We start from the raw sequence: 13,234 nt of genomic DNA on the forward strand, positions 1-13,234 counted from the left end.
GCACAATGAAATCATTAAAATACAAAATGACTTTGGCACTGTCTTTGTGCCTTTTACTAAGCGTGATCTTCGTGATCAGCGCAAACTACCTGCTGGCAAAGTCGAATCAGACACAGCAATGGCAAGATGACATCACTGCCCTTAATGAGCAAATGCAGGTTATTTTAGCTGAACCGGTATTCTCTTATGATGAGCCGTTAATCAATCAGATTATTAAAGCCTTTTCGCAAAACAAACATCTACATAGTATTTCAGTGACAGATCATCGCAATAAGCCACTGGCCGCTATCGCTAAACAAAGCAATAGTGCATCGGTTAGCAAAACTATTGATTTACACTATTTAGATAATTTAATAGGTCATATAAAAATTGGTTACTCACAACAAGCACTGCATAGCACCATTGCTGAATCAACACGTACCATGTTTATTACTTTACTTGTCTCTTTTATCGCCTTGGGTGCGGTGATTATTTATATCGTGCGGCTTTTAGTGATAAAACCAATCGATAGCGTAAATAGCCTTGTTGATGAAATTGTCAAAGGTGAAGGCGACCTAACAAAACGCATTAGCTATCAATCGAATGATGAAATTGGCTATTTAGTTGATGGTTTCAATCGCTTTATAGCGCAAGTACAAGAAATAATTACAGAGTTAGGCAGCACAGCCAGCGAGCTTGAAATGATAGCCAGCACAGTAAACGAAGCATCTGTGCGCTCTAAAAACGAAGCCGAGCTTGAATACAACCGCACTGATTCAGCAACCAATGCGCTTAGTCAGTTAAGTGAAGCAACCAAAGAGATTGCCCAAGGAGCTAATCAAACCGCGCAGCAAACAACCGACGTTCATCGCTTATGCCAACAAGGCGAACAAAGTATGAATGCCAATGGCAACATGGTAGATGAGTTAGCTGCACAACTTGACCATACATCAAACGTAGTTAAACAACTAAACGCCAGCAGTAATGAAATTAGCCAAGTGCTCGATGTTATAAAAAGTATTGCCGAGCAAACCAATTTACTGGCTCTAAATGCTGCTATTGAAGCGGCTCGTGCCGGTGAATCTGGTCGTGGCTTTGCTGTAGTAGCCGATGAAGTAAGAGCGCTTGCTAGTAAAACCTATGATTCAACGTCTGAGATTGAATCAATTATTGTATCGCTACACAACAATACCTCTGATTGCGTAACCGCAACGGAGCAAAGTAAATCATTAAGCGATAAAGTAAGCCAAGCGAATCAAAAAAGCCAAGCAGTGTTTAAAGATATTGCTAAACAAATCAATACCATTAATCAAATGAACGAGAGCGTTGCAGCAAGTTCTGAAGAGCAAACCAGTGTGACCGCTGATATATTAAATACCATGCAGCTTATTAACCAAGGCGCTAAGAGCCTATCGCAAGAAGCTCAACACCTCGATAACACCATAGGCCAACTCAATGAATTAGAGCGCGGCATCGTTGCTAAACTGGGTTTATTTAAATATTAAAAGCCATGATCCCCTGCCACGCAAGTTGCAGGGAAAGCACCGTTAACACTAAACGAAAAATCTTTTTAAATTTATCTGACGAAATGCGGTGCAATAACTTAAGGCCAAGCCAAGTGCCTAAAGCACCGCTCACTATCATGAGCATAACCAGCGGCAACCACTGCCAAAATGCAAACCCGACAGCCCCATATAAAATCGCTTTTAAGGTATGTTGCACTGTCATGCAGCTTGAGAATGTGGCGGTAAATTTAAGCTTATTATAATTATTTACATATAAGCAGCTGCCAACCAAAGGCCCACTTGCCCCTACAAACATCGAGATAAACGTGGTCCAAAGCCCAGCGAGAACACGCCATAACTTTGAGGTTTCTCTAAGCTTTGGCGTAACTCCCCACAGTAAATAAAGCACAAAGGCGGCTACCACTATTTTCATTAATTCAAGCGGAATTGATGTGACAATCGTTGAAGCAACCAGCGCACCTATGACTCCCCCTAAAGAGAAGTACACAAACATAGCACCATCAATATGTTTAAACGTGAACAAAAAGCGGTTTGCATTAGAGCCTAACTGCACTAAGCCATGAACAGGAATAACCACACTCATAGGAAGCATAGTTGCCATGATCACCAGCAACATTAAACCGCCACCCGCACCAAAAGCTGCTGAAATCATTGAAGTAAAGCCGGCAACCACAATGAGCATTATTGTGCTGATCGGACTTAATAAATCTCCACCCAAAAACTGCCAACTGATCAAATCCATTGTTATGCTTTAAATAGTGTGTTTGATCTAACGCTACCATGACTCACCACTATTAGCGACAAATTGGAAAATCGTTTCGACTAAAAGACCATATCAACCAAAAGAGAAGTGCCCCTAAATTCACAACTGGTCAGACTTGTGGTTTATTTTGTTAAACCGATGGTATATAACTATGCCCACAACACAATAAAATTAAAGGCACAGCATGACACTGATGAATGTAAGTACACAAGGATCTGTTGCTATATTAACTATGACAACAGCTGAAAATCGCCACAATCCTGCTTTTGCAGAGGCCTTTTTAACTTGCCTTGACGAAATCGAAAGTAACCCTGAACACAAAGCACTGGTGATCACTTCAAGCAGCGAAAAATCATGGAGTTTAGGCATAGACACTGATTGGCTTATGCCCGCATTAAAAACACAGAAATTTGCAGAAGTAAGTGGCTTTATGCACTCAATGGACGCGGTATTTAAACGCCTATTACTGTTCCCAATGCCAGTAATCGCAGCGATAAACGGCCATGCATTTGGTAATGGCGCAATTTTATCGTGCGCCTGTGATTTTAGGTTTATGCAAAGCGACCGTGGTTTCTTCTGCTTCCCCGAAGTGGACTTATCAATTCCGTTTTTACCGGGCATGCTCTCCTTCATTAAAAAAGCCATTCCAGACTATAGTTTTAACGAGATGATGCTAACGGGCCGCCGTGTTACTGCAGACGAACTTGCCGCTGATCATGTTATCGAACAAGCCTGCCCAAACAGTGATGCCTTGTTAAATACCGCCCTCGAATTTGCCAGCCACTTCGATAAAAAACGCGCTATTTTCGCCGAGCACAAAAAGCGCCTACACAAACACATCATCGACACCATAGATATAGAAAACAAACCGATTATTGATGCCGTTCAGTTGGTTGTTTGATACCAGAGAAATTAGAAATCCACCTCCCCTTCAAAGTTTGGAGGGGTTTTAAAATACCTTCGCCTCTTTACAACCAGCTGTTCCAACTAATGAAATATAGAAGTAAAATCATCTGTTTTTCAGGGGATTGAAAGTTTAGAAAGCAGAATAGGAAATTTCAGAGTTGCAAAGTTTAACATTAAAACTACACTTGTAACCAACCTTTAAATACATAGCTATTCATGAAGTCTCGAAGCTGTTAGCTAGTTTCATTTACTCATGGAGGAGTTATGGCACTTCATATTTTCAACTTCGATGGCACTGGCAACGAGCCTGAAGACGCCTTACAAATTGTCAAAAAAGGCAAAAAAGAAGACGATAATATTACCAATATTTTGAAATTTCACTTCATGGTAGGTGGTAATTTACATGATGATGAATATAGAGGCTCATCAACACACAGTAATATCGATAACTGCTTCTATTACCAAGGTGTTGGTACCTATGGCAACTGGTGGTCTCGGTTAATTAATCAGGGGCTATCTCCTGAAAAAAAAGACGTCAGAACAATTTTGATAAAAGCGATTAATGACTTTAATCGGGTTTATCAAAAAGGCGATCAAGTTATTGTCACTGGTTTTTCAAGAGGGGCAGCCCTAGCCCGTCGCTTTTGTTCAAAAATTATTGAAAAATCCCCCTTATTAAATAAACAAACAACACCTTTTATTTATTTAGCAGCATTTGACACCGTGGCTAGCATCGGCCTGCCTAATTTAAGTAAAGCTGAACGCCCTGACTATGAAGTTGTTTTCGAAAATGGGCATACTATTTCAAAAATAATCAAACAAGCAACTCACCTCGTCAGCTTGGATGACAAGCGGAAAGCATTTCAACCAACACTAATGAACTATGAAGAAACCCGAATCACTGAGATATGGTTTGCAGGTGCCCATAGTGATGTCGGTGGAGGTTATTATCGTGATGGCTTATCAGATTTAACACTTTCTTATCTTATCAATTGGATTGCTTACCAAGTTAAAATGTTTGACCTGCTAGATCCTGAATTAAAAATCCCTTCAGAAAAAGCGCTTCAAAAGGCGTTACCATTAAGGTTAAAAAACATGATTGGACTTGATGATCTCCAAAGAGAAGCTACTGCTCTTGGTAAAAATCATCAACAAGATCGCTGGCCAATTGTTGACTGGCTCACTCTTGAAGATCGCTTATGTTGTGTAATAGATAAAGATAAGCTATCGAGTAAGCATAAACCTGTTATTCATAACTCAATTACCGAACGAATTGCATTTGACAAAGATTACCGCCCTAAGTCATTGGCAAACGTCTCGCACAATGTATTTTTTGCCTTTAAGGACGAGCCAATAAATGGCTTCGGAGTTAAAAGTTACTGCAATAACCCAAGACCAGTATGGTTTGCATTGGAGGTTAATGAATCAATTGAGATAGAAGTTGATTCATCAAAACTATTTAATCACTCAGGTATTTTAGTAGAAACAGGTGAAGTCTATTTAATTACCTCTCAAGCAGACGATGTTTGGAGCGATGGCAGCGTTAAATGCAATGCCGATGGTTGGAATACTGACACTGTCCAGCTTGGTTGGAAAGAGCTGCCTATAAAGCTTGCTCGCAGATTAAAGCGAGTTAAATCAGTTGACTGGTTTACTTTATGCTGCTCTGTAGGAAGAGATGATAATCAAGCAAAAGCTGTAGGCTGTAATGGCGAGTTTAAAGCCAGCAAAGATGGTGAGCTCACTTTTTTTGCTAATGACATTAAGTCAAAAATGGCCAATAACGTTGGTTTTATAACCGTGAAAGTTTTGAGAGTTAACTAATCACTATTTTTCAGGCTCTTACTCTCAAGTTTAGCAAGGAGGTTGTCAATATGTTAATTAAACACAAAAGATTGGTTCTGCTCTTTTTCGTAACACCTCTCCTTTTTTCTTTCAATTCTTTTGCAAATGAAAATATCCAGGAGAGTAGTGCCTTGCTCGAAAAACGAATAAAAGAACAAGATTTTTATAAAGAATTTAATATTTTAATAATTCCAAAAGGGAAATTAAATAATGAAGCAATACTTTTGCCCGACCAAATTAAGTCTCTTAATTTTAAATCACTAACAAATAACTCCGATATATGTGTTGACTGCGATCCAGATAAGATGATTGTTCCTAGCTTGCCTATATTGATTCCGTCTCCATCGCCAACAATAAAGCCATTTAATTTTAAAGACTTTTGTAAAAAATACCCTAAGTTCAAGACCTGTAAGGAAATGGCTTCTGAATCGCCAGATCCTTTCGAAAGGATTGCTGCCGCAGAGTTAGATTATCAGTATGAAACGCTCAAGAGTGAAACTGAAAACCCATCGATTAATGTAAGCTTAAAAAGAGAGTTATTACTTCATCAAAAAAAGTTAATGACCGTAACTGAAGAAGCTTATGAACTACAGTATTGGATGACTATAGGTATTTTCATTATTGTTATTCTTCTTGTACTAGGTGGTTTTTACCTTTCGTACTTGCAATTTAAATTAAAAACTCAACAACCAGAAAGTTCCAGTAATGCTACCTTCAAGATAGGTAAAACTGGCATTGAATTTAGCTCTTCGGTGATAGGTTTAATGATTTTATTTATGTCATTTTTATTCTTCTACCTATATGTAAATGATGTATACAAAATTCAGGTACAAGCTCCCCCTATCGTTAGTGAAAACTTGAATGCTCTAGATATTAAAACACCTAGATATGCCATAAAAACTATTAGTCTTGAGTAACAAATTAAACGAAAAATAAATTAAACACTTTATTCAACGCTTATAAGATTTAAGAAAGTGTAAAACAAATAATTGTTATACGATTTTTTAAGTTGATTTCTTATTTGTTGTACGTACTTTCAGTGCATTAGATACGGAACATCTTTGGTAACAAATCAAGAGGAATTACATATGAAACTTTTATCTTCCCTCGATAGAATAGTCCCTGAAAGGTTTTTAGCTCCTGTCCAAATAAATGAGTTAATCGATTATATACACTCAGTTACCTCTGAAACACAAGATATTACCTCTAAATTAGAAGATATACGCAATTTGGTATCAAACTCTGAGAACATTTCAATTACTGAAAATGTAAAAAATAAGACCAAGCAACTACTAGCACTCATACCTGCAGAAGAAGCAGATAAGATCAGAGCATCTGAAGTTTACAATAAAGCTATCAATGCGCTTGATTTATGGGAAGAGTTAAACTCACCTATCGGTGAACAGATTCAAAGTTTAAATGAAGAAATCGAATTTTCAAAAGCGCATAGTTCTACGATAAATTGGGTCGATATAGGTTTGAATGTCAATGCAACTGCTTCATTTTACCTTTCTCTTGTACAAAAAGATAAACTAAAAAAATTACCTGGAGCACCCACCCCTGAAAAGTATTGTGTAGTCAATCATGATGCTCGTGCCGGATACAAAGTAGAGGCATCTGCATCAGGTAAGGTTAACTTAATAAAACTGGGTGTAGGCTTAGATAAAGCGGCCAGTATTGAATTTGACTCATATTACCAAGTTGAAGAATCTGTTCCTACACATAAAGTTATTTGGAATATGCTGAAAACACAAGTTAGACCTTGGAACTTATCCAATGTAGACACAAAACTATCTAGAGTAACCTTATCTGGGGCAACTGAAGGCTACAAAGCTTTCTCAATTAAAGCAACTTCTGGATTGGTATTGTCAGGTGAGTTAGGTATTGGAAAGTCCCTTGCTACTTCGACAGATATAGATGGAAAGCTCATTAATATACAGGCAACTACTGGGGTTACTATGACTCGAAGTCAAGAACTCAGAGGTGACTTAGAATTTATTGTTTATCGCAATACCCAACAAAAATTAGAAATCCTATTAACAATACTTGAAGAAAACCAACATCAAAACTCCTTTAAAGCTGCAATTGATGCTGAAATAAAAGGGATGGATGCATTGGCGAGACAATATGTAGATATTTTACTCGGCAAAGGCAATGAATTAGTAAAGTATTTGGAAGAGAATAGCAACTTAGGACAAAGCCTACTTGATATAATCACAGGACAAGTCAGTGAAGATAAGTGGTATAAGCCAATTGCAAAACTCCTATTTGGACAAGAAGACATAGATACCGTTACTAAAAGCCTTATTGATACTCAATTAAAAGCTGAAGTCGATAAAAAAATAATCTCTACTCAAGTTGATGCAAATGAATTAGCTCAAAAAATCATTTTGCAACTTTTAGGAATATTCGATTTAGATGAAACAATTACTACAACAGGTAAGGGCAAAGAACTCGCAGAAAAAGCTGAGGATTACCTTTCTATAAAAATTAAAGAAGTACAAAAAAAATTATCGCAAAACGCAGAGAAATTCGAAAAAATGGTAGAAACTGCCACCAGAGAAAAGCTTAGCCCGCTAGCAGTATTTGGAGAAGAAGTAGCTAACTCTTTAAATTCATTTGACCAGAATGCACAAAACAATTTTGACCGTGTCATTACCAAATATCAGCAGTTTAAAAATAATATCCTTTCTAAGCTTGAAAAAGCTGCAAATATCAAGCTTGGATTAAGTCTTGAATCAAATAAAGCTCAGTTTTCTTCTGAGCTTCATAAATTGAAAATAATTATAAACACACTAACTCCTCAGGTCGAAGAAATGTATTGCTGTATGGCTGTAGGTGATTCGAAAAAGGCTTCTGTTTTAATAGAAACACTCTCAAAAGAGAAAGTTATCGAGGTCATAGCACTAACAACTAGATTAGAAACTATTTTGAATAGTAATACACGATTAGGTCTAAGCATCATAGGCTATGATCTAAATAAAATTAAAGATGTAAACTCTGACCTGGTAATTGATGTAGACGCTAACGGTAATTTGTATGTAAAACATGAATATAGGGTTAAAGCTACCGCCAGCGGTTTAAGCGAGTGTAGAGAGGCTAATCTAAGTATTTTGTTGGGAGTCGCACAAGCTACCCAAGACCCTAATTTTAGCGGTGCTATTGGGCTTGAGTATGCGAATGTAGATAACAAACTTCATGATGTATCGGAACTAAGAGATTTCTTTGCTTCATTAGATTTGTCTAATAACCCAAGGGCTAGAGACCTACCTATTAATATTCCAACTATTGTATCGAAAAGTGCAATTTCATCGGCGGTGGAAAAATATACTTTAAAGTTGAATGGGCCGTACACGCAAAGCAAAATCTCGATGTCGATGCAATCCGGAAAAGAAGTATTTCGTCAATTTGAGACGTTAAGCGAACGAAAGCTGTTTCAAAAGGCTGTAATTTACCTAGCTTACTTAATAAAAACGAATAAGATTGTATACAACGGTATATTAAATATATTGATGCTTTACCCTCAAGTTGATGAGCGTTTTGGTGACTTTAATAACCTATTTAATCATATATTTGAAGGTGAGGATGGAACATCTATCAATATAAAACAAATAAAAACCGAACTAAGTAAATTGAATGATTATAAATTTTATTTAGCGGATATAAGAGATGTAGGTTATGGGGCACATAAATTTGAATCATGGCTTGGCATTCAACGCCAACTTGAAAAGATAGGCGCAGCTGCTATGGCGTTAAAAAGGTTTCCTGCCACACTTTCAAAAATAAGGGAATCAATAAATTTATTTGAAGCTAATTCAGTCCAAGAAAACGCAATAAAAGATTTGAATAATAGGTTATTATTTCTCTCTAACACACTGGAAAAAGACTTAGATTATTGGATTGATGTAAATGGGATATTAAAAAATGCATTTGATGACTTTTGGTCAAAGTTAGGCTGGGGCACCGCAGGGATCAATACCCGATTACTGTTGTTATTTCTACTTTTAGAAGATGCCATTGAACTAGAAACACCACTGTTTTTAACATTAATTACATTATCTAATGAATCTGGGGAACGAGTAGTAATAAGAGTATGAGTCTTTGAAATTGTCATTACTCTTCTACGTATTAGCTGGTTTCAAAACAAAAAATACGCAATAAAAAAGGCTGCTCTGAGAGCAGCCTTTTTCATATTTGGTGGAGCTGGGGGGATTTGAACCCCCGTCCGAAAAGCCTCGACCTTTGGTACTACATGCTTAGTATCGTCTTTTAGTTAACCTTTACAGCTCGGACGAACACGATCTGCAAAGGCGAGGCCGCTTAGTTTTAGCCCTTCAACCCCGGCCAGGGTTTCCGCAGCGAGTCTGTGTAGGGTGACACTTCAGAACCGGGTCCACAGACATACACCGGAGAAGTGCTAGCGGGCTATTATGCCGCTAGAGCGTAGTTATCGTCGTTTGCGATTACTTTAAATTGCGGCTTTTTTACGAGGCCAACCGCACCTCGACATGCACCTCGGGCGTCTTGAATTCCGTCGAATCCTAATCAGCCCCTGAATTTGGTATCTCATTCAGAGTGTGCAAGCAGTATAACTGAGTAAGTCGTTTTTACTCAAGGCATTAATGAGGTTATTTTTGCTAAGTCCCTTTGAATGCTGAAATTTCAAACAGGAAATATCAGTTTTTATACATATTTTTACATTTAATGCATACATTATCTTAACATAGTACAAAAGTTGTGCTGAAATGGGGGTTGTTGTTACCTCTACTATAAAAATCCTGTAGCAACACATAACTATAATAACAAGCCGTATTTTACAGGACTTACTAAATGTCGATGTTTACCTTCGATAAGCAAAGTGGTGATGTCTCTTTGCAAGAACACCCACGAGATGCGGGTTTTCCTATCAATAGTGCACAATTGATAGAAGCGATTGAACAATCGCCTTATGCTAATTTTGAGTTAGTAGATGCCAATATCGGCAAGCTATTCACGCCAAGTAGCCATTACCAAACTCAGTCTTTGATTGTTGCTAAAGCTGTAGATGCACAGTTAAAAATTAGCATTGATGAAAAAAACATGGTGGTTGAAGCAAGTATAACAACTGCCCGCGGTGGAAAAATTATCAGCATGGACTGTGCTAAAGCAATGCTGGCTGAAGCCGGTGTTGTAAAAGGTATTAGTATCCGAGCGCTTGATACATTTTTAGGGCAACAATTTAAACAGCCCCCCGGCGCCCATTACTCCGCTATTATTGCACATGGCAGAATGCCCAAAGAAGGCACTGATGCTAAATTCGTGCGTTTATGCTCAACTGCACAAGACCGTGTATTAAGCCCACAAGAAACCACTGGCGGTAAAGTGGATATGCGCAACTTAGGTGCCATTATCACAGTTAAGCCTGGGACGCCTTTAATGCAACGAGTTCCTGCAACCGGTGGAGAAGATGGCTTTACTGTATTTGGTGATGTTCTACCCGCTAAACCCGGAAAAGATCTCCCTCTTGAACCATTCGAAGGCACACGAATTGACCCAGCTAATAGCAATATGCTGATCGCGGATGCTAAAGGGGTGCCTGTTGCCCTACCCCGTGGTATGCGTGTTGATGATGTATTGTGTTTTCATCATGTTGATGTAAGTACAGGTCATGTTGAGTTTGATGGCAGTGTTATTATCAGTGGTGATGTTAAAGATGGTATGTTCGTTAAAGCAACGGGCGATATTACAGTCTTAGGTTTTGTCGAATCAGCGACAATTGAAAGCAAGAGCGAAGTGACAATTATGCTAGGTGCGATTGGTCGTAAACGTGATAATGCAGATTCCTTTACTTGCAATATTACCGCCGAGCGCACTATTTCTGTTGGTTATGCTCAATATTGCCACATTAAAACACAGCAAGATCTGTTTATAGAGCGCCAAGCATTGCACTGTGATTTAAGTGCTAGACGACTTATTCGTGTGGGCAAAGCGAACAATCCTCGCGGTAAAATTATTGGTGGCAATATTTTAGATGCTATGCGAATTGAAACAGGCGAGCTTGGTGCGCCATCAGGCACCAAAACTCGTGTTTTTATAGCGCAGTACTGGCATGATTTACGCCAAAAGCAGCAGCAAATTAATGACTTTGAAAAATTATTAGCGACAAAAGCCGCAGCTCTACAGCAAGCACGAAAAAAGGCCAGTAAAATACCAGACCCAGCCCAGCGTGCGCATTACATTAATAAGATTACTGCAAGTGAGCAGCAAATTAAGTTAAAAACGGCCAGTACGAAAAAGAAAAAGCATTTGGTCAAACTAAAAATTTCACGATTACTAGCAACAAGTAGGCTTAAAGTAAATGAGTTGATGCACCCAGGGGTGGAGCTTAAGATTGCGCAAGAGAGTAAACAGTTTTCACGTATCTACCCTCCTAATATGCTGCGCTATGTTGAAGGAAAAATTACTCAGTCGTTTTAGCGGCTGAGTCTTGTTCTTCTTCAGTTACTTCGGTTTCTGGTAGTGGCCAACCACCAAGTTGCTGCCAGCGATTAACGATCAAACAAAATAGCTCGGCGGTGCGTTCGGTATCATAAAGCGCTGAGTGAGCTTGTTTGTTATCAAACTCAATGCCAGCAGCTCTACATGCTTTGGCTAAAACGGTTTGCCCTAACGCAAGCCCTGCAAGTGAAGTGGTATCAAAGCTAACAAATGGATGAAATGGTGTCCGCTTAATTTTACAACGCTCAATCGCTGCATTTAGAAAGCCATGATCAAACGCTGCGTTATGTGCTACAACCACTGAACGCTGACAACCTGCTGCTTTTTGTGCCTTGCGCACAACTTTACAGATCTCTTTAATCGCTTCTTCTTCTGGTACAGCACCACGTAAAGCTGAAAACGGATCAATACCATTAAACTCAATAGCCGCTTGCTCGATATTCGCGCCTTCAAATGGCTCAACATGAAAATGAACTGTGTGATCAATACTTAACACACCGTGTTCATCCATTTTTAATACAGATGCGGCAATTTCTAATAGCGCATCGGTGTCTTTATTAAAGCCTGCAGTTTCAACATCAATCACAACAGGAAAAAAGCCACGAAAGCGTTTTGCGAAAAGAGTTTGTTCAGTATTTTCCATAGTCTTCTTGGTTTGCCAGTGTAAGCTGGCTATTATGTCAAAAACCACGGCTGCTCTGCTAGGGGTAATACACTGAAATCGTATATTCTTAACAAGTTTTTAGGCACATTATTTGCTTTAAACTAATCAGCTAGCGCTGTGCTATGCAGTTTTAACTATTTAGCACACAAACTTGCCAATTAATTGGCATTGATGATTTGTTGGAGATTTACCGTGATGAAGTTTTCATTACTCCCTTTAAGTTTAAGCCTTATGTCGCTACTTGCTGCCACACATACAAGCGCAGCTATGCGTGAGTACACTGCAACAGCAGATACTTCTAACTGGAATATGGTTAAAACATCTCGCTTAGAATGCCAATTAAATCATGAAGTTCCTTACTATGGTGAGGCTATTTTTAGCACCACGGCCAGTAAAAATAAAGACGTTAACTTTAATCTTGATATGGTTGTTAGGCCAGATAACTACAGCATTGCTGGCTTAAAAGCAGTGCCACCACACTGGCGTGCAGGCATCCCAGCCCGTGATTTAGCTAATATGAAGCTGTTACGAAAGTTTGACGGCGAACTGGGTAATAAAACTGCGTGGGAGATGCTCACAGAACTTGAAAAAGGTTACCAACCGACATTTTATTACCAAGACTGGCAAAACAGTGCCGACAAAATTGCCGTTGGCTTATCAAGTGTTAACTTCAAGCAAGCCTACTGGGCATTTTTACAATGTCGCGATGCCATGTTGCCCTACAGTTTCGAAGATATTTCGTTCACTGTAATGAATTACGAACCAAACAGCAGCAACTTAACTAAGACATCACAAAAGCGTTTGGAGAAAATAGCCGAATACTTAAAGTACGATACGAGTATTGCCTCTATATCAATCTCGTCTTACACCGATAGTTACGGCGGTCGCTGGAATAACCTCGAATTATCTAAAAAGCGCGCAAAAGCGATTAAAGACTATATAGTTAGCTTAGGTATTGATGAAAATAAAATTGATACTGAAGGATACGGTGAAAAACGCCATGTTGCCAGTAACGACAACATTCTTGGCCGGAACACAAACCGCCGTTTAGTGATTCAAATTGCTAAAATGTAG

At 38.7% G+C, this 13,234-nt stretch carries 9 protein-coding genes and 1 other RNA gene; 7 read left to right on the forward strand and 3 right to left on the reverse strand.

Annotated features, from left to right (window positions below; translation table 11 throughout):
* The first annotated feature begins 5 nt into the window (after positions 1–5).
* Positions 6–1,484: a methyl-accepting chemotaxis protein gene (locus QL229_RS01665; RefSeq protein WP_281546437.1), complete on the forward strand. Its 1,479-nt coding sequence runs from the start codon at positions 6–8 to the stop codon at positions 1,482–1,484.
* On the opposite strand, the gene QL229_RS01670 is transcribed toward QL229_RS01665, so the two are convergent.
* On the reverse strand, positions 1,474–2,247 hold the full coding sequence (locus QL229_RS01670; RefSeq protein WP_281546438.1) for a sulfite exporter TauE/SafE family protein: 774 nt from the start codon (positions 2,245–2,247) through the stop codon (positions 1,474–1,476). The two genes, QL229_RS01665 and QL229_RS01670, sit on opposite strands and share 11 nt — an antisense overlap.
* 205 nt (positions 2,248–2,452) lie before the next feature.
* Between QL229_RS01670 and QL229_RS01675 the strand changes: the two genes are divergently transcribed.
* The 4 genes from QL229_RS01675 to QL229_RS01690 all read left to right on the forward strand — a co-directional run bounded on the left by QL229_RS01675 (position 2,453) and on the right by QL229_RS01690 (position 9,116).
* On the forward strand, positions 2,453–3,169 hold the full coding sequence (locus QL229_RS01675) for an enoyl-CoA hydratase/isomerase family protein (protein WP_138556961.1): 717 nt from the start codon (positions 2,453–2,455) through the stop codon (positions 3,167–3,169).
* A gap of 269 nt (positions 3,170–3,438) precedes the next feature.
* Positions 3,439–4,998 carry a DUF2235 domain-containing protein gene (locus QL229_RS01680; protein ID WP_135924103.1) on the forward strand — a complete coding sequence of 520 codons (1,560 nt, stop codon included), beginning with the start codon at positions 3,439–3,441 and terminating at the stop codon, positions 4,996–4,998.
* Between the two features lie 50 nt (positions 4,999–5,048).
* On the forward strand, positions 5,049–5,936 hold the full coding sequence (locus QL229_RS01685) for a hypothetical protein (RefSeq protein ID WP_135924102.1): 888 nt from the start codon (positions 5,049–5,051) through the stop codon (positions 5,934–5,936).
* Positions 5,937–6,107: 171 nt separating this feature from the next.
* On the forward strand, positions 6,108–9,116 hold the full coding sequence (locus tag QL229_RS01690; protein ID WP_135924101.1) for a hypothetical protein: 3,009 nt from the start codon (positions 6,108–6,110) through the stop codon (positions 9,114–9,116).
* 98 nt (positions 9,117–9,214) lie between these two features.
* Here QL229_RS01690 and ssrA read toward each other — a convergent pair.
* Positions 9,215–9,572, reverse strand: a transfer-messenger RNA (tmRNA) gene (gene ssrA, locus QL229_RS01695).
* 277 nt (positions 9,573–9,849) lie between these two features.
* On the opposite strand from ssrA, the gene QL229_RS01700 reads away from it, so the two are divergent.
* Positions 9,850–11,475 (forward strand): FapA family protein, encoded by a 1,626-nt coding sequence (locus QL229_RS01700; RefSeq protein ID WP_138556965.1) that lies wholly within the window; start codon positions 9,850–9,852, stop codon positions 11,473–11,475.
* On the opposite strand, the gene rnt is transcribed toward QL229_RS01700, so the two are convergent.
* On the reverse strand, positions 11,459–12,139 hold the full coding sequence (gene rnt, locus QL229_RS01705; protein ID WP_135924092.1) for a ribonuclease T: 681 nt from the start codon (positions 12,137–12,139) through the stop codon (positions 11,459–11,461). The genes QL229_RS01700 and rnt overlap by 17 nt on opposite strands.
* A gap of 216 nt (positions 12,140–12,355) precedes the next feature.
* On the opposite strand from rnt, the gene QL229_RS01710 reads away from it, so the two are divergent.
* Positions 12,356–13,234: an OmpA family protein gene (locus QL229_RS01710; protein WP_138557000.1), complete on the forward strand. Its 879-nt coding sequence runs from the start codon at positions 12,356–12,358 to the stop codon at positions 13,232–13,234.

The sequence above is a fragment of the Pseudoalteromonas sp. PAR1 genome, from assembly GCF_947311895.1.
In the GTDB taxonomy this organism is placed as follows: domain Bacteria; phylum Pseudomonadota; class Gammaproteobacteria; order Enterobacterales; family Alteromonadaceae; genus Pseudoalteromonas; species Pseudoalteromonas lipolytica_C.